Genomic DNA, 23,629 nt, shown 5'->3' on the forward strand with positions numbered 1-23,629 from the left:
TCGCCGGAAGGGGTTGCTCTGGCTGAGGCTGCCTTGCCTACGTCATGAATTGAACCCAGAATGCTTGATTAAAGCCTGAATGGTGCTGACTAATTGCTCAGGCTCGAGGGGTTTGGTGAGATACTCCTGAAAACCCGCCCGAAAGGCTGCCTCGCGCCGCGTGTAGCTGGCATAAGCAGTCAGGGCGATCGCCGGAATTTGTCCTTCGGGATAGATCGATCGCACCTGTTGCAGTAGCCCGTAACCATCTTGTTGGGGCATAGCAATATCGCTGAGCAAAATCTGCGGTTTAAACTGCGGCAGTTTCTCAAGTGCTGTCGTCGCACTGCTTGCTGTTTCCACAATCGCGCCATACTCCTCTAGGGCAAAGGTGGTTAAGTCCAGCATATCGGGCTGGTCATCCACCAGCAGCACCCGCACACCTGCCAGCGACCCATCAGAAGCAAGAGGGACTTGCTCCAAGTTTTCTTCTGCTCCTAGATCGTTCTCACGTTTCAGAAGCGGCAGCCTCACAACAAACGTTGTCCCCTGCCCTTTTCCACCGCTGGCGACCGTGACCGTACCACCGTGCAGCTCAACCAGATATTTGACGATCGCCAAGCCCAAGCCTAGCCCTTCTTTCGCGTTCACATTCTGCGAATCCTGACAGAATCGCTGAAACACTTGAGGCAGGAAGTCGGGGGCGATGCCAATGCCTGTGTCAGTGATGGTGATTTGGGCGTAGGAGTGAGGAAGCGAGGGGGTGAGGGGTAAGGCGTTAGCAGAGGTTTGATCGGCAATGTTGCTTGCTGCACGACTGCTTATCTCTTCATGCCTCTTCCCAACCTGCTCTAATCTCACCTCAACGCTGCCTCCTTGTGGAGTGAATTTGATCGCGTTAGTTAACAGGTTGAGGACAATTTGCTGGAGGCGGTTGAAGTCGCCGGAGATGGGGGCAGTTTTGTCGAGCTGCATTTTGAGCTGGAGCGGTTTGGTTTCAGCCAGGGGGCGGACGGTTTCGATCGCAGCTTCCATCACTTCGAGCAGATTGACCGATGCCAGCGTTAGTTTGAGTGTGCCGCGCACCATGCGGGAGACATCGAGCAGGTCTTCGACAAGTTGGACTTGCGCCTGCGTATTGCGGGCGATCGTCTCCAAGGCTTTAGCGGTTGTTGCGGGGTCGAGACGGCGCGTTTGCATTAGTTTTGCCCAGCCTAAAATTGCATTGAGCGGCGATCGCAGTTCGTGGGCAACGAGGGCGACAAATTCGTCTTTGCTGCGGTTTGCGGCTTCGGCTTCTGCCAGCAGTCGATCGCGTTCAAGTTCAGCTCGTTTGCGTTCATCCTCGACGCGCTTGCGCCCGGTAATTTCCTGCACCATGATGTTGATGCCGAGCACTCGCCCTGCTGCTGCGATTAGCGGGTAGTAGCTGACCAGCCAATGGCGCTCGATTCCTGGCTGTGCTGGGGTTGTGCCCTGAACTTCAACATCTAGAACCGGGACACCCGTTTGCAGCACTTGTTCAAAAATTGGCTCCTGAACTTCTGCCAATTCTGGTAAAAGTTCTCGAATAGTTCGTCCCAAATGGTCAGAAACCGACAGCCCATTCATTTCTGCCAATCGCTCATTAAGCTGCACAAACCGCCGCTCCCGGTCTAAAAAGCACAGTCCGATCGGGGCAGTCGCATAAATGGCTTCAATCTGGGCGAGCTGCGCTTGAACGGTTGCTTCAGCCCGTTTGCGTTCGGTGATGTCGATCGCTGCCAGAATGCCGTAATCAGGACGAGGAGGCTGAGTCGATCGATCAAAGAAGACCTGTTTGCGAATGCTCAGCCAGCGCACTTCCCCGGTTTGCCAAAGGACACGATGCTCGTGGGCGAGATAGCCTTTCCCTGCCGGATCAAGCACTTGCTGTATCATTTCCAGCAGTTCTCTGCGTTCTCTGGGGTGGAAGACGGCATACAGCCGATCGATACTCACTACGAGGTCGTCGGCGATTAGAGTCTCTTCAGCAGGAATGCCAAACATGGCTGATGCTTCGGAAGAGAGCCTGGCGCGATCGGTCGCGTAGTCAAATCGAACGAGGGCAACCCCTGCCACCTGCACCCCGAGCTGTAACTGCTCCTCAGACTGGTGCAGACGTTGTTCGGTGAGTTTGCGTTTGTGAATCGCTCTGGTGCTGCCGACGATCCGAACGGGTTGCCCAGAATCGTCTTTGAGAACCGTGCCCCAGTCCTCGACCCAGAGATAACGCCCGTTTTTGTGCAGGACACGGTATTCATTGCAGTAGCGACCGAGCTTTGCCAGGTCTGAAAACACGCTTTCATCGTTTTTCTTGGGGCGATCGTCCGGGTGGATCAGGTCAAGCCACCACTCAGGAGACGGATCAGCCTCTTCCAGCAGATATCCGGTGACTTCGTAGAGTCCCTGGGTACGCTCGACGCGATTGCACTGTAAATCCCAGTCATAAATCAGGCAATTGACCGCCGCCGCCGCTAGCTCAAAGCGATCGTGGCTTTGCTGAAGGGCAGATTCTGCTCGCTGGCGTTCTGTCAGTTCTGCCCGTGCCTGCTCGTACAGCTCTGCCTGTTTTAGCGCAATGCCAAGCTGAGCGGCAATTTGCCGGAGCAGATCGATTTCGACGGGTTGCCATTGACGCGGACAGGCGCACTGACTCAACACCAGCAAGCCCCAGAGCTGCTCTCCCTGTAAAATTGGCACAATCAGATTTGCCCGGATCTGAAACTGCACCAGCATTTCAACATGACAGTCTGTTAGCCCTGCGGTGTAGATATCTTCGACCACCTGAATTCTGCCCTGGCGATAGTCTTCACCGTGGGTTTCGAGGAAGTAGGTATCTTGTACGCGGGCACCGATCGCCGCAGGCAGCCCATTGCTGACCGACTCCACCACGATCGTGCCACTAAAGTCGGGGTTAAAGCGATAAATAAAGGCGCGATCGGTGCTGAGAAACTCGCGAACTTCAGTAACCGCCGTATGCAGCACGTCCTTCAGATCCAGCGATTGGCGAATTTGCTGCGTGATTTGATGGACAATTTGCTCTCGCTCAAGCTGCTGCTGCCGCTCCAGTTCTGCCTGTTTTCGAGCAGTGACATCGCGCCAGGAGGCAACAAAGCCATCATTAAATTTGCTGGCACGGATATCAAAGGCACGATACAGCAACGGTGTGCCAAAGCCATCGATGTAGGTCAGTTCTTCTTTGACGAGCGGTTCTCCGGTTTCCACGACGCGACAATACTGGTCAAACTGCCCCGTTTCTCGAGTGGCGGGCAGCACTTCACCCAGTTTTACATTGATGCCTGCGGTAGTCATTTGATGGTTTTGCAAAGCAGCGGCATTCAGATAACTAATCTGAAAATCAAGGATCTGCCCCCCGCTGTCTCGAATGGCTGAAAAGATGCCAAAGCAGTCGAGCATATTTTCGATCGACACCCGAAACCGATCGTCACTCTCGCGCAGTTGGAGCCGCAGTCGGGCATTTTCGATCGCGCTTCGCACCGTGAGCCGCAGCAGATCGGGCGTGAGCCGACGCTTCACCAGATAATCTTCCGCCCCCAGCTTGAGTGCCTGCACCGCAATACTTTCATCGCCTTGTCCGGTGACGATCACCACAGGCGGACTGTCTTCGCTATTTTGGGCATGCAGGGCTTGCAGAAACTCCAGCCCATCGCAATCGGGCAGCAAATAGTCCAGCAAAATTGCGTCGATTGATTCGGTGCGGCACAGCTCCAGCCCCTCCATTGCCGTATCCACTTCTAGCAAACGATAACCGCAGCTTGTATCGGTAAGCAGAGAGCGGCGATAGAGTTCTCGGTCTGGCAGAAAGTTTTCAACAATGAGGACGGTGCAGGGGGGGACTGCCATAGAGATTTTCCGGGAAAAGATTAAGTCACGATGGGTCTAAAGCATCTGCCACGGGTGGTTTAAGGCGGGTCGAAATCAGGACACAGGACTCCTTGGCGGCGATCGGGAAGACAGCGACAAAACCCATTCAGCAACTGAGCTGTTAATTTAGTAAACTATGCGAATTGATGTAGATTTCGCGAATTCATCATCTAATTCATCATTCTGTCAATCCTAGTTCTACTCATCCCATCGGTTCCTAAAACAGCGGAACAATCATTCTTCTAAGATGAGAATACACCCTAAGGATGAGTCGCTAATATTCCTTGAGTAATAAGTTAGCGACCGCAATTTCCGGATTGAGGACGAAGGAGATCCACAAGGGTTTCCAAAAATTGTTCTGGCTCGATCGGTTTTGCAACGTGAGCCTGAAATCCAGCCGCAAGAACACGCTGTTGATCGGCTTCGCTGGCGTGGGCAGTAAGCGCAATTGCGGGAATGCCTGCATTCAGATTGTCCTGAAGCGATCGAACTTTCTGGATCAGATTATAGCCATCTAAGTTCGGCATACTGATATCGCTGATCAAACCGTTGAATGGCTGAACTTCTAAAGCCGCAATCGCTTGCGCGGCACTCTCAGCAACTGTTACCACTGCGCCCTGCTGCTCCAGCATAAACGCCAGCAACTCGCGGCTATCGGCTTCGTCATCGACCAGCAAAATTTTTTGTCCGGCAATTCCCGCTTCGATCGGTGAAACTGCTTCTAAAGTGTCCTTTTGATAATCGATCGCCTGATGCAGCGGCAGCCCAACCGTAAACACCGCTCCTCGATCGATGCCTTCACTTTCTACCTGCACCACCCCGCCATGCAGCTCAACCAAATGTCGCACGATCGCCAACCCTAGCCCCAACCCCGTATAAGATCGCGTCGTGGAGCTATCTGCCTGCCTAAAGCGATCGAAGACGTGGGGCAGGAAGTCGGGGGCAATGCCGATGCCTGTATCGGTGATGGTGATTTGAGCGTAAGGGCAAAGGAGTGGAGGGGGTGAGGGGTGAGAGAAAATTGGGTCAGCGGTTGAGCCAAGTTCATGACTTTCCACCTCCCGATCTCCCGATCTCCCGATCTCCCAATCTTCCTCCTCGACTCGTTCTAATTCCACCTTGACTTTGCCGCCATCGGGCGTAAATTTGATCGCGTTGGAGAGGAGGTTTAGAACGACCTGCTGTAAGCGGACGGCATCCCCCATCACTTGAATTTCGTCAAGCGTGAGGTGAACCGGGAGATGTATGGCTTTGGCTTGTGCCTGCGGACGCACAGATTCGATCGCCGCTTCAATCACGGGCGGAAGCTGGATTGGGGCCATTTTCAGGGAGAATTTGCCCTGAATAATGCGCGAAACATCGAGCAAATCTTCAATGAGCTGGGTTTGGGACTGGGCGTTGCGCTGGATAATGCTTAAGCCACGAGCGACGGTTGCTTCATCTAGACGACGAACGCTCTGTGGAACAAAGCTATCGCTCAGGATTTTTGCCCAGCCTAGCATGGCGTTGAGCGGCGTGCGAAGCTCGTGGGACAGCACTGCCAGAAATTCGTCTTTCATGCGGTTAATGGCTTCGGCTTCCTGGCGGGCAATTTGTGCTCGAATCATTTCGGCGCGTATCGCTTCTGCCTGTTTGCGCTCGGTGATGTCTTCGATCGTGCCTAAATGTCCGAGCAGTTCACGCTGTTCTGAAAATGACTGCCCTGAACGCTGCTCTGAATGCTGCTTTGAATACAGAGGGCGCGATCGAAGATTAATCCAGTGCAGGTCTGGATTGAGCAATCGGAATTCGGCTGACAATTCCTGCTCGCCGCTCAGGTAAGCCATCCATTGTGCTGTCATGGGCGATCGATCTTCAGGGTGGATCGTTTGCAGCAAATCGACTTGCAGCGAAGCAGGGGCACTGATGCCGCAGATCGCATCGAAGCGCGGATTGGTGTAGGTCAATGTTCCAGCGGGGTTCGTTAAGAAAATGCCAATCGGTGAACCTTCGCTCAGCAGCCGAAACTGTTCTTCGCTTTGTCTAAGCTGGGTGTTTGCCGTTGCGAGTTGGGCAGCCTGGCGTTCGAGCACAAGGCTTTGCTGCTGAATTGCCTGCGTTTTTTTGAACAGATCGACGAATACCGTTGCCTTCGATAAAAGCATGACCGGATCGATCGGTTTGTGTAAATAGTCCACCGCTCCCAGCGAATAGCCTTTCGACAGCATCTCAGAAGTGGCACTAAATGCCGTCAGAAAAATAATCGGCGTTTGGCGCGATCGCCGACGTTGGCGAATCAGGCTTGCCGTCTCAAACCCATCCATTCTTGGCATTTGCACATCGAGCAAAATCAGGGCAAAGTCTCGTTCGAGCAAAACCCGCAGAGCCTCCTCACCCGAATTCGATCGCACTAAATTCGCGCCTAGCGGTTCCAGAATAGCCTCCAGCGACAGCAGGTTCTCCGGGTGATCGTCTACAAGAAGAATATTGACCGTAAAATCTGACTGCATAAGGTTTTCCGCAAAACGCGATCGCTTTTCCCCAGAGCATGTTTCAAATGCTTTTGATCTCCCCTAGCCCCCTGCGAAAGGCGGGAACCGAACCATTCTTAGTTCTGCTTTTCAAGAGGGATTGAGGAGGATTGAACCCGATTAAGCTACTCTTCGCAGAGCTTCTAAACCATGCTCTAACCCCTTCCATCAACCCTAAATATTAACCTTAATATCAACCATAAAGCCAAACCCGCAGCAGCGAAATGAGCTGGTCAGGATTCACAGGCTTTGTGATGTAGTCTGATGCTCCCACTTCCAGACATTTTTCTCGATCGCCTTGCATGGCTTTGGCGGTCAGGGCAATAATCGGCAGTGATCGAAAGGCATTTTGCGATCGAATTGCGCGGGTTGCCTCATAACCATCCATTTTGGGCATCATCACATCCATCAGGACCAGATGAATTTCCGGATGCTGATTCAGCACATGCAGACCAGCCTGACCATTTTCCGCGTACAACACTTCCACGTCGTATTCTTCTAGCAAACTGGTAATTGCAAAAATATTGCGCACATCATCATCGATAATCAGCACTTTTTTGCCTGCCAACACTGCATCCCTAGCAGCCAAGCGGTTTGGATTACCTTCAGAAGCACGACTTGCAGCGTTCGTCTGAATTGACGGAGACGGTACTGACATTGACAGTGGCGATGCTAATGATGGCGACGGTAACAATGGTGATGAAATTGGTGATGTTTGTTGAGACGATCGCGTTTGCACCTGATACAGAAAGAGCATTATCTCATCGAATAACCGCTCTAGCGATCGAACGTCTTTAATGATGATCGTTTCGGTGAATCGCTTCAGGTGGGTTTCTTCTTCTAGCGTGAGTTCCTTTCCGGTATAAACCACGATCGGCAGAGTAGGATAAGCCTCTTTGATCTGCTCCAGCAAATCAAATCCATTCATGTCCGGCAGGATGAGATCCAGCACGGCACAGTCAAACTCGCCCGACTGCAGGAAGTCGAGTGCCTGCGCCCCTGATGCGGCGATCGTGGGCTGCAGGCTGTTTTGCCCGAGCAGCTCGCAAATGGTTTGTGCCTGAGTGCGATCGTCTTCAACCACAAGAAGCTGTTTAACCTGCTGTTCCATAAACTGCCGCAAGGCTGAAAAGGTGTCATTCAGTGACTCTGGTGTGACAGGTTTTTGCAAATAGGCAACGGCTCCAAGCTGCAAACTGCGCTCTAGATGATCATCTACTGAAAGCACATAAACGGGAATGCCTCTGGTTTGGGCATTGCTTTTGAGCTGCTCCAGCAATTGCCAGCCCCAGCCATCTGCCAAACGAATATTCAGCATAATTGCCACAGGCTGAATATGCCGCACTAGCTCCAGTCCGGTATCGCTGCGCGTTGAAACCAAGCCCTTAAAGCCCTGCTGGTGCGCGATCTGAAGCAGGCTATGGGCAAAGTTTAAATCGTCTTCAATGATCAGCAACACGTTATCTCCAGACTGAAGATCCGCCCGATCGTCCTCAATGGCATGATCAGCTAGAGAATCGCCGTTCGTATAACCTTTGATACTCCCATTAATATTGCCGTTGTTATTCCCATTGATATCCCCATTAATATTGCCGTTGTTATTGCCGCTGAAATAATCAGAACGATTCACAACATTTGCTGAGCCATTTACAGCGTATTCCGAACGATTTGGAGCGATCGGATCGCTCATGCGATCGATCAACATTTGTTTCGTTATCGAGGATTCCTGGGATGATTCCTGAAATACATCTCTTGATGGCAGCTCTGATGAGTTTTCTGATGATTCTGATGTAGTTTTTGATGATACTTCGATCGCAGCAGAATAAAGCGTGTCGTAGCTGGGCAAATATACCGTGAACGTGCTGCCCTGTCCTTCCTGGCTTTTGACGGTGAGCTGTCCGCCTAGCAGATGCGCGAGTTCCCGACTGATCGAGAGTCCTAGTCCGGTACCGCCATATTTACGGCTGGTGGTTCCATCTGCCTGCTGAAATGCCTCAAAGATTGCCACCTGTTTCTCTGGGGAAATGCCGATTCCCGTATCGGTGACTGAAAACGCAACGACAAGCGATCGTTCGTTCAAGCTGGGATCGGGTGTAACCGGGATCATGCTCAGGGTGACGCTGCCGCTTGCCGTGAACTTAAACGCATTCGACAGCAGGTTTCTGAGAATTTGTTGTAGCCGTTTTGAATCGGTGATGAAGGAGGTCGGCAATTGGGGATCGAGGGCGATCGCGAAATCCAGTCCTTTGGTATGCGCTACCTGATTAAAGATGTTTTCCAGCGAGGTTTTTAGCTCGGTAAACAGAACGATCTGCGGCTCGATCGACAGTTTGCCCGATTCAATTTTGGCGAGATCGAGAATATCATTAATCAGATCCAGCAAATCATTCCCCGCCGCATAGATAGTTTGACTGTATTCGATTTGCTTTTCCGTCAAATTTCGATCGCGGTTCTGGCTCAGCAAATTGGCAAGAATCAACAAGCTGTTGAGTGGGGTTCGCAGTTCATGCGACATATTCGCCAGAAATTCTGACTTATAGCGCGAACTCAGAGCAAGCTGGGTAGCTTTTTCTTCGAGTGCCTGCCGCGCGTGTTCCACCTCCCGATTTTTGCGCTCGACTTCGCGATTGCGTTCCTTAAGCTGATTGGCTTTCTCTTCTAGCTCCAGATTGAGCTGCTGCAACTGCTCGTTGGTTTGCTGCAATTCTTCCTGCTGTTCTCGAAGCTGTGCCTCCGATCGCTGGAGTTCGTTTGCCTGTTCTTCTAGGCGGCAGTTGGTTTCCTGGAGTTCAGCTTGCTGCTGCTGAAGTTCCTCGGTTAACGACTGGGATTGCATCAGTAAGTCTGTGGTGCGAGCCGTTGCGGCGATCGTTGTCAGCACCACACCGAGCAAATCACAGGATTCATTCAGAAACTGGAACGACAATTCGCTAAACGGCTTTAGCGAAGCCAGCTCGATCACTGCCACCACCTGCGTTTCAAACAAAATTGGCAGCACGATCAAATGACGCGGAGCCGCATCGCCCAAGCCCGACCCGATTCGCACATACTCGCTGGGCACATTGCTGAGCAAATACGGTTTTTGATCGATCGCGCATTGCCCGATCAAGCCTTCCCCTAAATGCAAGCGAGGCTTTAACTGAGCTGATTCTGGCGTTGCATATTGGCTGAGTTGCTCCAGCATCGGAGGGTTGGCACTGCGATCAAGCCAATAAAACACGCCCTGCTGAGCCTCTAAGAGCGAACAGATCCGCGTCAGGATCAGGGAAGCAGCGTTGGTTAGATTGCGCTGTCCTTGCAGCATTCGGGTCAGGTCTGCCACGTTGGTCTTGAGCCAGGTTTGCTCTTCGTCGCTCTGTTTTGCCAGTTCAAGCTGCTGACGACGTTCTTCTGCCAGCTTCAGTGTTGCCAGCAAACCCTCCACCTTGGGAACCAGTGGCGGCAGCGTTAGCGCAGCAGAGACCGAAGCCAGCGCAGTAATCAGCTTCACGTCACCCGATAGCCAGTAGATAGGATGCCAGAGCGTGATGACCTCCACAAAGTGCGTTGTGCCACAGGCAATAATAAACGCCCCAAACACCAGAAACATCCAGTGAAAAGGGATTTCCTTCCGCGTTCGATAAACCAGGTAAGCTAGCGTCGAGGAAATTGACACATAGCACACGCCAATGATTGTGTCTGTGCTAACGTGCAGCCAAACCAGCTCCGGCTTCCACAGATAGCAGTGACCGTGCGGAATGAATCCAGTCGCATTCAATAAATTTTGCGCCAGTCCCGGGTAGAGCAGCGTGGCTGAAATGGCAAGGGCAAGCGCGATCGTGGCGTAAAAGGAGTTGTTGCCCTGACGGGTTTGCAGCATTTTGGAGGAGGGGTTGAGGGGTTGAGGGGTTGAGGGGTTGAGGGTGGAGTTAGTTGCTTTGCGGGAGTGGCGAGGAGCAGATGAGGTCAAGGATGGGGGGGATGACGGCTCTGGCGTCGATGGATTTGGGGATGGGTCGCTGGAACCTGGCTTGGAGAGCTTGCTGATGGATTGAGCGATCGATGAGCTGATCAATGAGCTGATCAATCTGTTGATTAGTTGATTGATTAGTTGATTGATTAGTTAGTTGATTGATCGGATAAATCGGGGCCAACGTCGTGACGATCGCATAAGGAACAGCTTGATTTTCCTGAAGCTGACTGGCTGCAAACAAAAGCTCAGAACCAACATTGAATCGGCTCCAGTGCCCAGTCGGAAAACAAAGACCATCTGCCCACTGCAAAACGATTCCAACATCGGTCAACGATTCTGTTGGCGGCTGGAGCGATGCTTGAATAGCGGTTTGTCTGGCAGAATTGTTCAGGGAATCAGTCATGCTGGTCGCACTTGGGCAAGATCAAAGTCTCTAAAATTTAGATTTATAAAGTTGATATAGAGTTGAATGCGATGAGGAGTGTTGAAACTAAACTATTTTTGAAGAATTATTTTTCAATAAGAGCTGTAGCTGAGTCTGAAGGCTGCACAGCGTTTCAAGCCGCAGCGAAAACAGGCACGAACTAGAGCACCGAAAGTGAAGAGCTGAAAGAATGCTGGGATCGCTTCAATGCCCAACTTTTTTCCATGCTAATCACTGATATTGAGACCCGCAATTCTCGCGTAATACTGCTTCAGCAGATCCTGCCCTTCTGCCCCCATTTCATGCAGCAATGCCTCAATTTGTTTTAGGACGATCGGCAACGGCTGATGATGTCCGTTCTCCCAGCGATTGACGCTCAAAAATGAAACGCCTAACTTTGCAGCAAATTGAGTCTGAGTTAGCCCTAAACACTGCCGAGTTTGGCGAATTAAACCTGGAAGAACAACTTGTGCCCCTTCTACGGTAGTACTTTGGAGAAATTGACTTTTCATAGGCAAAATACGGCAAAAATAAACTGATCGATACAGGGTAGATATATCACTTGATGGGTACGCTCAGACTCAGCCTAAAGAGGTATTGCCAATGGTCGATTCACTTCCTATGGCTTCTCATGCAAAAGGGGGTTTGGGTAAGCGTTAGGACTCTCTAAACATCTAGTCAAACCAAACATCTGGTTAAACCAGCCCTTGCTGCTTCAGCTGCTTTATCGCTGACCCTAGTAGAATTCTGGAATTGATCGCTGCGAATCGGTAGCCATGCTGAGCTGCACTACTCCTGTTCAAACTTGTTAAGGCATCGTCACAGCATCTTATGTCACACCATCCTGAGTCGTCTTCAAAGCGGTTTATGCCAGTTCTTCTGGGAGCGTCAATCTTTAGTGGAGGATTAATTAGTCTGGCAGTCGGGCTACAATCCCACGGACGATCGACTGAGCCAGTCACCTCACAACCTGTCCAGACCTTATCTGCTGGGGCGAGTGCCCCTTCTGCGCCTTCCACAAAACCTGAGCCGACCGCAGCTTCTGCCCCTTCACCTGTGGCTCAAGCCACTCCGCAAACCGTAGACATCTTTCAAACTTCAACGCTACCCAGCACGGGCACGGTTCAAGAAATGGTCGCAGGCGACTTAATGTGTTATCTGACAATGCAAGACGATCGCGGCACGACCCGTCGGCTGGGTGCAACCTTTGAAGTGTGTGAGCAAACCAGCTTTTTAAACCAGCGCGTGCGGTTTTTCTATGAACCTGTTTCAGTCAGCGATTGCGAGAGTGCAGAACCCTGTGGCAACAGCCGCCCCGCCCTGTTAATCAGCCGGATGGAGCGCATTGATCCAGATGCCACCTCCGGCACACCTCCCGCCCAATCCGCTGATCGTTACACCCTCACGAACGGCGAATGGACCATTACGGTAGGCAATATTCAGTCCTGGTCAGGCGTGAACAACACGGGCGATCTCACCTACAATGGCTGCAACCGCCAGAACGAATGCCTGCAACTTCAGGGCGGACGCATGAGCTGCCGCGATGGAATCTGCGCGATCGGCTGGCAAAACGGAGATTATTTCTACAGCTTGCAAAGCCCGATCGAAGCTGTAGACAGCACTGCACGGCAAACGAAAGCGACTACCCTGACCGTTCGCCGGGGTGATGCCGTTATCCTACAGACAAATGACCTTCGACCTATTGGCAACTAGTCACAAGCCTGAATTCGATCGCGAGATTCCTGCTTGACCAAACCCTCCATCGCCGCCTTCTGAAGCTGCATGAAAGCACACAAATCTTCATGCTCATACTTGCTTTGCAGCAGCGATCGCAGCTTATTTTCTGCCATCACGCTCAGATAACCCGTTGCCAAAGCCTGATGAACCAGCTCACGAATTAGCATCTTTCCTTCCTCCACAGATTCGGTCAGTGCAGGACAATCTCGCCAGAGCAGCCCTCGCGAAAGGACTTGTCCCGCCGGAAATTCAAACCTGCGTTTGAACTGCCATACACGAACTAGGGGGAGCAATTACCGCACACCCGACAGCTCTGACGATCAGTTTTCAAGAAAGGTTCCGGGCGATCAGGATTTTTTGAAAACGGATTACCCCTCATCCCCACACTGCGTTTCCTTATCCAGCGCATCAATCACCCGATCGTAAATCTCCTGTGCTTCTTCCGGCGAGTTGCCAATACTGGTCACGCCAAGTTTGCCGAATTCCGAGAGGCAGCCGATCAGGTGAAAAACGGTTCCAGTCTCCGTGGTGCTGTTGAAGTGGAGATGGTGCTGGGCGATGATGTCCATCAGGTCACGGGGCAGCAGTCCGTGGTATTGCTTGCTATAGAGGTTGTCGGTGGCGATGTAGTATTTGGGTTTGCCCTGCTGACTGAAAAAGAGTCCGGTTTTTTCGTCGTAAACGCCGTAGGTCAGCAGCTTGAGCGTCATAAAGGGGTGAGTCGTGCCGCCTTTGCGCAGGTTAATTTCGATCGCCTGCAAGTCCCAGGGCTGCTGAACATTTTCGGGCTGATGCACGGCGATAAAGTCGAGGCCGTATCGCTCCAGTGCGCCTTTGCGGGCGAGAACCTCACCGACGCGCATGCCGTATTCCTGAAGCTGTAGGCGATAGGCATCATCCGCGGGAAAACTACAGCCGAGAAACACTTGCCCATCGGGTCCGCCCAGAATTTGATCGTGAGTGGAAAGAATTTCGACTTCGGCGTGGGGGGTGATTCGTCCCTGGACGCTGGGCGATCGCTTTTCGTTGCCTTCCACAAACGCTTCGACGATCGCTCCCAGTTCGGGAATTTGGCGGCTGTAGTTTTCCCAGTCGGTTTCGCACTGAAAGCTGAGTTTGGGCAACCGATCGGCGATCGCCTGAGTGCGCTCACGGGTTGAAGCCGAGCCAGGAGCCATGTTTTCTAAGGGACGCAAATCGAGTAGCGCGTTTCCCCCGCCGGAAAAGCCTTCGTTCAGCTTGACCACAATTCGCTTCAGGTGGGACTGGCGTTCCCAAAGGTCGGCGGCGGCGGCAGCTAAGTCTTCGCTACTCCAGACCAGATCGCTGCCGTCTGGGAAAGGAATTTCTGCCTCTTTGAAAATTTCGCGGCTACCGCTTTTCGTGCCCCAGTAAAGCAAATCGGGATCGACTGCCAGCAACGGCACACCCAGCTTGACCGACAACTCACGCTCCAGATTTGTGGAGTTAAAGCACGTCATATAGGCCCGATCGCGCCGAATCGCGCCCTGAAGTCGAGCCAGCAGGCGGGGACGCTCCAGAATTTTTTGGGTTAGGGGTTTAGGGGAAGCATCGTAGGTGCAGAGCAGCACCAGCCGTTCGCGGGCGTGGGAAAAGGGAATGCCGGGGAGAAGCTGCAAATAGTATTCGATGACGCTGGGGTGAATCGGCTGAGAGGTGACGTAGATCAGTCGGGTACGGGGATGGCGCAGCCGAATCAGAGAAAACAGCAGCCGCTCTTCGTAGTGATACACGCCTTTGATCTTGTGCAGCTCTTGCTGATCTAGACTGAGCGACGGAATCACCAAGATGTCGCAGTCGCCTTCTTCGGAATGCTCGATCGCCTGCCATCGATCGCGAAGCTGCAACTGAAGCTGACGAAAGAATTGCGCTTGAGCATGGTCAGGCAAAAGGGGCATACCGGGCATGGCTTCAGACTCGCAGATAGATAAATGAGGATTGATCAGGGCTAGATAAAGAGATTTTACCGATTTCTACGAGTTTGTAATCCCCAGCAAGATAGGAGTTGAAGGATGAGCTAACGCAGCGTAGCACATCAATCCGGCAGATCAAGGGGATGCATTCCGGCGATGCCTAACCCATCCTCCGCAGGCTCGTCAGCAAATCCTCAAGCTCAAGCCCTATCCCAATCGATCGATCAGATGCTCCCCGACGCGCAGCGCATTTGCCATCACGGTTAACGCCGGACTGACGCTGGTGTTGGACGGGAAAAAGCTGCTGTCTACGACATAGAGATTATCGACCTCATGGGCGCGGCAGTTGAGATCCAGCACCGAAGTCTCTGGATCAGTGCCAAAGCGACAAGTTCCACACTGATGGGCAACGACCGACATCGGCATATCGCTGCGGGGATGAGTTGCGCCACGATTAAACATAGAAGGCTGGGCAGATTCCACGCTCTTGAGCACATCAAACCATTTGTACACCAGGCGATCGTGTGCTTCCACGTTATTCGGCTCGTATTCTACCCGCATTCGATCGTTAAGGTAGTAAATGCGATTGTTGGAATTCGGCAAATCCTCTGTTTGCATCCACCAGCCGATCGAGTGCGTGGCGAGCTGCCGCAAGCCAAAGTTGGGGAAGAAACGGGACAGTCCCGATAAAATCGGTGGAGCTTCGGAGAACAGCACGTCCTGGAAGATGCCGCCGGAGTTTTGAATGTGCCCCATCGGATAGTGAAAGTTATCGTCACCCCCGTAAAAATCGTTGATGCCGATCGTGCGGGGAAACATTCCTGAGTTTGCGGTTGAAGTCACCTGCACCACCACCGACAAAAGCTGCTTCATCAGATTGCGCCCCACCTGATCTGAGCCGTTGGCAATGCCTTTGGGATGCTTTTCGTTTGCCGATCGCAGCAGCAGTGCCGCTGAATTAATCGCGCCGCAGGCAAGCACCACAAGATGACCCATAAACAGAAACGTTTGATCGCCAATCTTCGCCTGAACTGCCTTAATTTCCGTCCCAGACGGATTGGTATGAAGCCAGAGGACGTTCGCCGAGGTTTTTAGCGTCACATTGTCCGATTTGAGGGCGGGCGTAACACCTGTATCTTCTGAGTCCGTTCTGCCCTGATCGCCTAATCCGATCGGCAAATGCGCCGGATGCAATCCCTGCTTGGAAAGCGTATCGAATAGGGGCTGAAGGAACGGCTCATGGGCCACTTCTGCACAGGGATAGGCTTCGCTGTGGTGCGGTTCGGTGGGGTCTTCGCCCGATCGCCCGTGAACCTGATACAGCTTTTCGGCTTCGGTGTAGTAAGGCTCAAAATCCGCGTATTTCAGTGCCCACTCTGGCGAAAGCCCGTCTTGATGGGGAACGGCTTCAAAGTCGCGTTCGCGCATTCGCATCAGCACGCCGTACCAAAGCTTGGTATTGCCACCCACTCCGTATTTCGTCTGCGGATAAAACGGCTCTCCGGCTTTGTCAAACCAGGGTTCCGGGGCGTGATATTGCTCTTTCTTAAACACCTCTGTACCGGTTAGCTCCGAGCTTTCCCGATAAATCAGTTCACCCCGCTCCAGGATGAGAATCTTCTTTCCCGTGGGAGCTAGCTTTCGCGCCAGTGTTCCGCCACCCGCACCTGTGCCAATAATAATTACGTCATAAACCTGATCGTCAATAATCATGATTTCTCCCTACTGCCACACATAAATCAGGATGTACAACACAATCCAAATCACATCGACAAAGTGCCAAAACAGCGACGTTGCTTCTACACCAAAATAACCATTGTCGTAATTGCCAGGGACAAACGATCGCCGCAGCATTGTGGTTTGTAGAATGATGCCTGTGAGAACGTGTAAGCCGTGAAACCCGGTGAGCATGTAGAACATACCGCCAAAGATGCCCGACTGAACAGTAAAGGGCAACCCGCTCCATTCCACTGCCTGACCATAGAGAAAATAGCCGCCCATCAGCATCGTGATCAGCATAAAGATGCGAAAGCCCCACAGCTTTTTATCGTGTAAATATCGTTCTGCGACATAAATGACGAAACTGCTGGAGACTAGGACGATCGTGTTAATTAGCGGCTCTCTGGTTTCGATTCCCGTCACGCCAGGGGGATACCAATCCCCGACAGGAGTGGTTTTGAAAATCGCGTAGCCGACAAAAAAGCTGATGAAAATTACGCTTTCCGACAGCAGAAACACAATGAAGCCGAATTTACTATTGCCTGCTTCGTCATGCTCCTGCTCATGCCGGACTTCTGATTCGATATCCTGTGCAATGGCTCGTTCTGCTGTCATTGTTTGCTCTCCGTGTTCGACCTGCTCGACCCGCTCAACCGATTTGACCTATTGCTTATACCTACAGCTATACCTACTGCGCTGGCTCTGGAGATTCGATCGTCCCTAACAAAGACTGATTTGCCACGAGCGGCTGATTTCTGCCGTAGCCGTAAGGACCAGACACCACCACCGGAATTTCCTCAAAGTTCTCGACGGGGGGCGGCGAGGTCGTTAGCCACTCTAAACCGTATGCCCGCCAGGGATTATTTCCCGCCTTTTCGCCCCGAATCCAGGCACTCACAATGTTAAGCAGGAAGGGCAACACTGACATTCCCAAAATAAATCCGCCAATGCTTGCTACCACATTCCAGAAGGCAAACTCTGGATCATAGGACGCAACGCGGCGCGGCATTCCCTGGAGTCCGAGCGGGTGCATCGGCAAAAAGATAAGCTGAGTTCCAATGTAGGTGAGGGCAAAGTGCAGCTTTCCAAGCCCTTCGTAATACATTCGTCCGGTCATTTTGGGGAACCAGTGATAGATACCTGCGTAGATACCCATGACGATCGTTCCGTACAACACATAGTGAAAGTGACCGACAACAAAATAGGTATTGTGAACGTGGAGATCGATCGGAACTGATCCGAGGAAGATTCCAGTGATGCCTGCGAAGACCCAGTTGCTAATGCCACCCAGCGCAAACAGCATTGGTGTCGTGAATCGGATCTTGCCGCCCCAGATCGTTGCCACCCAGCCAAACACCTTGATTCCAGACGGCACTGCAACCAGCATCGTGGTCACCATGAAAAACATCCGCATCCAGGGGGGCGTTGCGCTGGCAAACATATGATGGACCCAGACGCAGCCGCTAATCAGGGTAATGACGATCGACGAAGCCGCAATCACCCGATAACCAAACAGCGGTTTCCTGGCATGAACCGGCAGAATTTCTGAAAACATCCCAAAGGCGGGAAGCACCATCACATACACTGCCGGATGGGAATAAAACCAGAAGAAGTGCTGATAGACGATCGGATTTCCCCCGCGCTCTGGCGTAAAGAAACTCGTGCCGATCGTTAGATCCAGCAGCAGCATCACCGCACCCCCGGTCAAAGCAGGCAGTCCATAAAGCTGAATCAACTGTGCCGCCAGCACTGCCCAGCAAAACGCAGGCATTCTAAACCAGGTCATGCCAGGGGCACGCATTTTGAAAATCGTCGTAACGAAATTCACCGCGCCCATAATCGAGGACACGCCGTTAATCGCCACCGCCAGAATCCAGATCACCTGTCCGTTGATCAAATTCCCGGTCGGATTCTGCAAGCTCACCGGCGGATAAGACCACCAGCCCGACTGAGCCGGACCTCCGGGAATCAGAAAGCTTGCCAGCATCAAAAATCCGGCGATTGGCACCATCCAAAAGGAAACGGCGTTCAGTCGGGGGAATGCCATGTCTCGCGCCCCAATCATCAGCGGCACCAGATAATTTCCCAGCCCCACCAGGACCGGAAACGTCCAGAAAAAGATCATTAGCGAACCGTGCATCGTAAATAGCGCGTTATATACGGTGCGATCAACCAGATCGGCTTCTGGCGTGATCAGCTCACTTCGCATAATCATCGCAAACGCGCCGCCCACCAAAAAGAAAAAGAAGGACGTGACGATGTACTGAATGCCAATGACTTTGTGATCGGTGCTAAAGGTAAAAAATCGCTTCCAGTTATCCGGTGCGCCAGGGTAGGGCTGTCCACGGGTCAGCTCAGTGGGGTCAATGGAGATGTTGGTCATGGGTTCTGTGGATAACAGGGGGTGGGAAGAAGTTGGGGAGGGTTTCGCTCGCGTTTCTGTGGATCAGTCGCTTCGGATTGCGATCGCGGGTTAGTTGCGGGTAGAGGGATCAGGGACTTGGCGAGAGGCCGATTGAGTCGTCTGTCCGATCGCAGCATTGCCTCCGGTGGCAGGGCTATCTGGGGAGTGTTTGGGGGAGAAGTTGACAACGGGGGGTGGGGCAGGGGGAATCGTTTCCCAGCCGCGAATGGCAACTTTATCTTTCGTGTTGCCTGCGCCCGGCTCGTTAGATTGGCTGTACTCGTAGACCGCCTGGTTAAAGGCTGAGCTGGGGGTTTGGGCAGCTGCATCGGCAAGCCATCGCTTGTATTCATCCAGAGGCTGGACGACAACATCTGCCTGGTTTGAGGCAAAGTAAGTGCCGCTGTGCATCGAGTCTCGCAGGCGATAGGTTCCGGTTTTGATGGGAGTCAATTCGTACTCAATTTCTTGATTGGGAACCACGTATTGCCCCACCCGAAACGCCGGAATATAAAAGCCGTGCAGCACATCTTCAGAGCGCAGCGTAAATTTTGCCCGTCGATCGACCGGAAGGTGAAGCTCGGTGCTGGTGACCTTCTCTTTCGGGTAATAGAAAGTCCAAGACCACTGCCGCGCCGTCACTTCAATATTTTCAATGGGTTCGGTTTCAACGGCTTCCTGAATTTGCTGCTGTGGGGTGCTATCGAAGGGTTCCGCGTAGGCAGGCTCGACAACTTGTGGCACATGCAAATGCACCAGCTCCATTGGACCACCGATCGCCATCTTCTCGTAGGTGCGATAGCTAATGGCTGCGAGCATGAGCACGATCAGCAGGGGCGTTGCCGTCCAGGTAATCTCCAGAATGTTATTACCCTCAATGTGCGGACCATCTTCCATGTCATACTTACCCGCCCGGTGGAAAATCAGCGAGTAAAGGAACGGTCCCATTGTGCCGAAATAAACGGCGGTTCCCAGTCCGGTAAACAGGCTGAACAAATCGTCTGTCAGTTTCGACTCTGCCGAAGCTTCGGGCGGCAACCAGGAATAGGACTGCTTTGCCATCCAGAAGCTAAACAGGATAACTAGAATGGAGTAAATCGTGATGGTAATCACTGCGCGGAGTTTCATATCTTCCTACCCGTGGGCAATCGATCGCAAAAGAAAACCGAAACCGACTTAGACAATTTAAAGAGCCAGTTAGAAAAGCAATTAGAAAACCAATCAGAGAACCGGTTAGAAAACCAACTAGAGACCCAGTAGCTCAGAGGGTTCAATGTTGTTGGGATCGATTCCCAGGTGCAGCATTTGATCTGCCGTAACGTGAATCCCAAATTCACCGCCCAAGTGCGCGCCCAGCGTTCCCTGAATAAACATCAAGCCAAAGACCAGTAGCCCCACTAGCAAATAGCTCCACTGCACCTGTCGAGCCATATCTTTGCGCCAGCGGAAACGTTGAAAGCCCCGCCAAACAGTCATGCCAACAATCAATGATAGGATTGTGACCCCACCAAACCCGTGGGCGATCATGGTTTCGAGCGCCTGAAAGCCCCAGGTGCTTTTCACGTCGGCGAGCGGCACTGCCAGGGAAATTTCAAAAAAGCCTGCAGTCACGGTAAAGAAGGTGATAATTGCAGCAGCGATCATGTTGTACCAGCCGACATCAAACAAGCCCGATCGCGTTGCCGGAATTGCGAGCCACTTAAACACAGGCTTTTCCACCGGAAATAGCGCAGCGACAATATCAAAAGCGATCGCTACTATAAACAGCCCCAGCGTCAGGTGAACAAACAGCGGATGAAGTGGAACGGGGTAGGGCAAACCGTTGATGCCAATCCGATCGCCCCACTGTTGAAGCAGTTCGGGATTCATGTTAGCCCTCCTCGAATCGCATCCACAACAGGAACCGAGTGCAAGCCATACACCCAGGCGAGCAGCGTTCCCAGGTAAGCCTGAACCGTGACTAGGGCAAACAGCACGACGCTTGCTCCCATATAAGCAACAGGCAATTTGGGTTTATTTTGCAGCCGCAGCACATAACGCCATCCAGTAATTCCTGACAAAATCGCCGGAAGCGTCCATCCCAAAACAGTGTGAGCGTTGAGCGTTGAAGCAGATGCGGCATAGGGTTCTGCCAAACCTGCCTCGATCGAACCAAAAATAACGGCAATAAAAATAGAGACGGTTGCAAAGGCTAAATTCCACCAACTCACTTCATACAAGCGAGAGTTTTTGTTGAAATAAGCGATGAAATCGCAAAGAACAGCAAAGTACACCATCGCGATCACAAAATGGATGACGATCGGATGGATGGGATCAGGATAAGGGAGGTTATGCTCGTTGAGCGGTGGAAGGTAGTTAAACACGGGATCTCACAATTGCCTGATGCAGCAGAGGTCAGAACGGGGTTTAGTTTTGAATAACCAATAAGAGCCTAGTGTTTTAGTCCCTTAAGCCCCTGCTTGGAGGGTATCCATATCCTTACGATCGCTTAATCCATCTAAAGAGAGAGAAAAAAGGCAGCGCAAGGGGTTTACCCGGAGTTTACATTGCCGATTTAACGGTAAAAATTCGGTAGATTAGGGATAGTGTGAGTCGCGAGGAGATTAAACGATGTCTGGTGCTACGTCTGGTGCTGTGTTTTTGGCGGGGGCAAGTCGAGGAGTCGGGCGGGAAGTTGCCCAACGATTAGCGAAGCAATCCCAACCTGTCGTCGCCCTGTTGCGATCATCTGCCGCTCAGGTTCAGCTTGAAGCTTTGGGGATCAAGACGGTCATGGGAGATGCCCTCAATCCGGCAGAGATAGAAGCCGCGATGCTGAATCAGCCCATCAGTGCCGTAATTAGCACGATCGGCGGTCAACCCCCGGAAGGACAGCGATCGGACTATTTAGGCAACAAAAACTTGATTGATGCTGCCATCAAAGCTAACGTTCAAAAATTTATTCTGATTACGTCGATCGGCGCAGGTAAAAGCAAAGTAGCTCTGCCGCCTCATGTGCTGGAGGCACTCGGACCTGTGCTTGCCGAAAAAGACCAGGCAGAACAGCACCTGCTCAAAAGCGGTTTAACCTACACAATTATTCGACCGGGCGGACTGCTCTCCGAGCCACCTTCAGGGTCGGGCATTTTAACCCCGGATCACACGATCGCTGGGTCAATCACCCGCGGAGACGTGGCAGAGCTGGTTTGTCGGTGCCTTTCGTCCGATCGCGTCACTAATGCAATTTTGTCGGCAGTCGATCGGCAGCGGCTCTCGGTACAGCGCGAGATTGATGTGATTTATCCTGATTGAATCCTTGTAAGCACAAGGTAGGCACATAAGCATAAGGTAAGCGCAAGAGATTGAAGTGAGCACAAATTGCTTGTACAAACTCCTTGGTCAGTCCAAACTCCTGGTGCTCACAAATGGTGCTTACAAAACGCTAAACGGCTCCGGCTCTCCTTCGTCTCGCTGTAAAAGAGAAAACCCGGTAGAAGCGAAAAGGGGCTGGGAGATGAGGAGGGTCAACCCAACAGCGCGATCTTCTGATTTACTCTTGGTCTGCCAAACCGCTCCCAGGCACTTCCACCCCGCAGGAACAGCTCCATCCAGCGCAGCGTTCTACCCTCTACTGTTTTCCAGCCAGAGCTACCTGGTGCAAACGCAAGCGTACCTTCGGGAACGCGGAAACTGCCGTCTGAATAGATTGCATCGCTCACCACATCGCCAAGTCGAATCGCAATTTTGGTCTCGGTGGGTAGCGAAATTGTGTCTGCGGGGATCGTGGTTTTAATGTTGCCGTAGCCGTCAATCCAGGCAATGCGATCGAACGGCACATCGGGAATTTGATCGGGTTTCAGCACATCGCCTAACACGCTCAAATCATCCTGAGCAATTGCCGCAGCCGCAGGCGGAAACACATCCCGCGATCGAAACTGAGAACCGCCCCGCGACACATCTACCGTATGTAATCCCTTTGCCTGCGACTTGATAAACGACAGTGTATACCCCGCATTCACGCCGACCACTTTCACCCCGTTGGGCAGCAACGCATAGGTTAAGCCTTCGCCTTCGTTGTCGCGTCGGGCTTCGGGATCATCCTGCCGGGGAGCGCAGTTGTGATAAATCAGGCGATTCGCTGAGCCAGGATTGAGTCCAAGCTGAGCAATCCAAAATCCGGTCGCCAGGGTGCTAAAGGGCGGCACGGAAAGATCGTGTATTTGCGCTTGAGGCAGTGCCATCAGCAACCGCTGCTTAACTTCTGCAAAGGCAGGATCTCCGGTTCCGTAGTCCGCAATGAGGGTAATAAACATAGGGATGCCTAATCTTTAACGAACCATTGCCATTTTGATTGCAGCCGTTGCGCCGTCAGTAATGTATTGCACCGCTAAAGCAGCAAGCAAAATTCCTAGGACGCGGGTTACGACATTAACCCCGGTTTGCCCTAGCATTTTAGCAAGCTGCTTTGATAGACAAAAGAGCGTGTAGGCAATGAAAAGCACAAAGGCGGCGATCGCCAGAATCACTACCACACCAAAACTATGATTTTGCACACTCCGATCGTTCGTTAAAATCAAAACGCTTGCCAGAGTTCCCGGTCCTGCCAACAGCGGAATCGCCAGCGGAAAAACGCTGATATCTTCCCTGAGCTGTGCCTCCTGCTCTTCCTCTTCCGTCTCGCGCTCCCGATGGGCAAATACCATGTCTAGCGCAATCTTGAGCAGCAGCAGCCCCGCCGCTACCTGAAATGCCTCGATCGTGATCCCCAGATAGCGCAGTAGCCAGTTGCCAACCAGCGCAAACACGAGCAGAATTACCCCAGCGACTAACACTGCTTGACGGGCAATCCGAACTTGCTGAGCCGCCGAATACTTGCCAGCCAGCGTAATAAAGATCGGCGTTAGCCCGACCGGATCAATCACCACAAACAGCGTCAGAAAAGCTTTAACCAAAAATGCCATCTGCTTCATACGAAATCCGGCTAAGCAGTAACACTATAAAATAGGAGCATGGCACGTACACTGACACTGGAAAAACATCTCAGTAGTGAGGAACTCAAAACTCGCTATCAAACCAGCACTGACC

Annotated in this window: 17 protein-coding genes; 2 read left to right on the forward strand and 15 right to left on the reverse strand. The window is 52.2% G+C overall.

The genetic code is table 11. The annotated features are described in order from the left end of the window. Nucleotides 1–42: 42 nt before the first annotated feature. From NDA02_RS09145 to NDA02_RS09165, 5 genes are all read right to left on the reverse strand, one after another. Nucleotides 43–3,864 (reverse strand): response regulator, encoded by a 3,822-nt coding sequence (locus NDA02_RS09145; RefSeq protein ID WP_190789737.1) that lies wholly within the window; start codon nucleotides 3,862–3,864, stop codon nucleotides 43–45. A 317-nt stretch (nucleotides 3,865–4,181) separates the two neighbouring features. Next, complete coding sequence (locus NDA02_RS09150) at nucleotides 4,182–6,374, reverse strand: response regulator (RefSeq protein ID WP_348254831.1); 2,193 nt, start codon at nucleotides 6,372–6,374, stop codon at nucleotides 4,182–4,184. 214 nt (nucleotides 6,375–6,588) lie between these two features. Then, complete coding sequence (locus tag NDA02_RS09155) at nucleotides 6,589–10,344, reverse strand: response regulator (RefSeq protein WP_199296704.1); 3,756 nt, start codon at nucleotides 10,342–10,344, stop codon at nucleotides 6,589–6,591. Then, on the reverse strand, nucleotides 10,304–10,750 hold the full coding sequence (locus NDA02_RS09160) for a hypothetical protein (RefSeq protein WP_190793315.1): 447 nt from the start codon (nucleotides 10,748–10,750) through the stop codon (nucleotides 10,304–10,306). Before NDA02_RS09160 ends, NDA02_RS09155 begins: the two co-directional genes overlap by 41 nt. A 248-nt stretch (nucleotides 10,751–10,998) precedes the next feature. After that, nucleotides 10,999–11,283 (reverse strand): helix-turn-helix transcriptional regulator, encoded by a 285-nt coding sequence (locus NDA02_RS09165; protein ID WP_190793314.1) that lies wholly within the window; start codon nucleotides 11,281–11,283, stop codon nucleotides 10,999–11,001. Between the two features lie 319 nt (nucleotides 11,284–11,602). Here NDA02_RS09165 and NDA02_RS09170 point away from each other — a divergent pair, with 319 nt between their 5' ends. Then, complete coding sequence (locus NDA02_RS09170; RefSeq protein ID WP_190793313.1) at nucleotides 11,603–12,484, forward strand: hypothetical protein; 882 nt, start codon at nucleotides 11,603–11,605, stop codon at nucleotides 12,482–12,484. Here the strand turns inward: NDA02_RS09170 and NDA02_RS09175 are convergent. From NDA02_RS09175 to NDA02_RS09210, 8 genes are all read right to left on the reverse strand, one after another. After that, nucleotides 12,481–12,675 (reverse strand): hypothetical protein, encoded by a 195-nt coding sequence (locus tag NDA02_RS09175; RefSeq protein ID WP_190793312.1) that lies wholly within the window; start codon nucleotides 12,673–12,675, stop codon nucleotides 12,481–12,483. The two genes, NDA02_RS09170 and NDA02_RS09175, sit on opposite strands and share 4 nt — an antisense overlap. A gap of 201 nt (nucleotides 12,676–12,876) precedes the next feature. Further along, nucleotides 12,877–14,427 carry a peptide ligase PGM1-related protein gene (locus tag NDA02_RS09180; protein WP_190793316.1) on the reverse strand — a complete coding sequence of 517 codons (1,551 nt, stop codon included), beginning with the start codon at nucleotides 14,425–14,427 and terminating at the stop codon, nucleotides 12,877–12,879. 222 nt (nucleotides 14,428–14,649) lie between these two features. Further along, nucleotides 14,650–16,155, reverse strand: coding sequence for a GMC family oxidoreductase (locus NDA02_RS09185; protein ID WP_190793311.1), 1,506 nt, complete (start codon nucleotides 16,153–16,155; stop codon nucleotides 14,650–14,652). Between the two features lie 9 nt (nucleotides 16,156–16,164). Next, nucleotides 16,165–16,776, reverse strand: coding sequence for a heme-copper oxidase subunit III (locus NDA02_RS09190; RefSeq protein WP_190793310.1), 612 nt, complete (start codon nucleotides 16,774–16,776; stop codon nucleotides 16,165–16,167). Between the two features lie 73 nt (nucleotides 16,777–16,849). After that, a complete protein-coding gene (ctaD, locus tag NDA02_RS09195; protein WP_190793309.1) occupies nucleotides 16,850–18,544 on the reverse strand; it encodes a cytochrome c oxidase subunit I in 1,695 nt (564 codons plus the stop codon). A 90-nt stretch (nucleotides 18,545–18,634) separates the two neighbouring features. Next, nucleotides 18,635–19,693: a cytochrome c oxidase subunit II gene (locus NDA02_RS09200; protein ID WP_348254833.1), complete on the reverse strand. Its 1,059-nt coding sequence runs from the start codon at nucleotides 19,691–19,693 to the stop codon at nucleotides 18,635–18,637. Nucleotides 19,694–19,810: 117 nt separating this feature from the next. Continuing rightward, a complete protein-coding gene (locus NDA02_RS09205; protein WP_348254835.1) occupies nucleotides 19,811–20,434 on the reverse strand; it encodes a DUF2231 domain-containing protein in 624 nt (207 codons plus the stop codon). After that, entirely contained in the window at nucleotides 20,431–20,928 is a 498-nt protein-coding gene (locus NDA02_RS09210; RefSeq protein WP_190793306.1) for a DUF2231 domain-containing protein, read from the reverse strand. The genes NDA02_RS09205 and NDA02_RS09210 overlap by 4 nt, the downstream gene beginning before the upstream one ends. A 247-nt stretch (nucleotides 20,929–21,175) precedes the next feature. Here NDA02_RS09210 and NDA02_RS09215 point away from each other — a divergent pair, with 247 nt between their 5' ends. Then, entirely contained in the window at nucleotides 21,176–21,856 is a 681-nt protein-coding gene (locus NDA02_RS09215) for an SDR family oxidoreductase (protein ID WP_190793305.1), read from the forward strand. A gap of 212 nt (nucleotides 21,857–22,068) precedes the next feature. Here NDA02_RS09215 and NDA02_RS09220 read toward each other — a convergent pair whose 3' ends face one another. Further along, nucleotides 22,069–22,857 (reverse strand): SAM-dependent chlorinase/fluorinase, encoded by a 789-nt coding sequence (locus tag NDA02_RS09220; RefSeq protein ID WP_190793304.1) that lies wholly within the window; start codon nucleotides 22,855–22,857, stop codon nucleotides 22,069–22,071. Between the two features lie 15 nt (nucleotides 22,858–22,872). Continuing rightward, nucleotides 22,873–23,514 (reverse strand): NAAT family transporter, encoded by a 642-nt coding sequence (locus NDA02_RS09225; RefSeq protein WP_348254836.1) that lies wholly within the window; start codon nucleotides 23,512–23,514, stop codon nucleotides 22,873–22,875. Nucleotides 23,515–23,629 lie beyond the last annotated feature (115 nt).

The organism is Leptolyngbya sp. ST-U4, from assembly GCF_039962215.1.
Classification (GTDB): Bacteria; Cyanobacteriota; Cyanobacteriia; order Elainellales; family Elainellaceae; genus Leptolyngbya_A.

Bases quoted from the DNA above. Each gene is read 5' to 3' on its own strand.
- NDA02_RS09175 (WP_190793312.1), bottom strand. From the start codon at position 12,675: ATGCTAATTCGTGAGCTGGTTCATCAGGCTTTGGCAACGGGTTATCTG.
- NDA02_RS09150 (WP_348254831.1), bottom strand. From the start codon at position 6,374: ATGCAGTCAGATTTTACGGTCAATATTCTTCTTGTAGACGATCACCCG.
- NDA02_RS09185 (WP_190793311.1), bottom strand. From the start codon at position 16,155: ATGATTATTGACGATCAGGTTTATGACGTAATTATTATTGGCACAGGT.
- NDA02_RS09180 (WP_190793316.1), bottom strand. From the start codon at position 14,427: ATGCCCCTTTTGCCTGACCATGCTCAAGCGCAATTCTTTCGTCAGCTT.
- NDA02_RS09160 (WP_190793315.1), bottom strand. From the start codon at position 10,750: ATGACTGATTCCCTGAACAATTCTGCCAGACAAACCGCTATTCAAGCA.
- NDA02_RS09220 (WP_190793304.1), bottom strand. From the start codon at position 22,857: ATGTTTATTACCCTCATTGCGGACTACGGAACCGGAGATCCTGCCTTT.
- NDA02_RS09205 (WP_348254835.1), bottom strand. From the start codon at position 20,434: ATGAATCCCGAACTGCTTCAACAGTGGGGCGATCGGATTGGCATCAAC.
- NDA02_RS09200 (WP_348254833.1), bottom strand. From the start codon at position 19,693: ATGAAACTCCGCGCAGTGATTACCATCACGATTTACTCCATTCTAGTT.
- NDA02_RS09170 (WP_190793313.1), top strand. From the start codon at position 11,603: ATGTCACACCATCCTGAGTCGTCTTCAAAGCGGTTTATGCCAGTTCTT.
- NDA02_RS09145 (WP_190789737.1), bottom strand. From the start codon at position 3,864: ATGGCAGTCCCCCCCTGCACCGTCCTCATTGTTGAAAACTTTCTGCCA.
- NDA02_RS09165 (WP_190793314.1), bottom strand. From the start codon at position 11,283: ATGAAAAGTCAATTTCTCCAAAGTACTACCGTAGAAGGGGCACAAGTT.
- NDA02_RS09190 (WP_190793310.1), bottom strand. From the start codon at position 16,776: ATGACAGCAGAACGAGCCATTGCACAGGATATCGAATCAGAAGTCCGG.
- NDA02_RS09215 (WP_190793305.1), top strand. From the start codon at position 21,176: ATGTCTGGTGCTACGTCTGGTGCTGTGTTTTTGGCGGGGGCAAGTCGA.
- ctaD (WP_190793309.1), bottom strand. From the start codon at position 18,544: ATGACCAACATCTCCATTGACCCCACTGAGCTGACCCGTGGACAGCCC.
- NDA02_RS09225 (WP_348254836.1), bottom strand. From the start codon at position 23,514: ATGAAGCAGATGGCATTTTTGGTTAAAGCTTTTCTGACGCTGTTTGTG.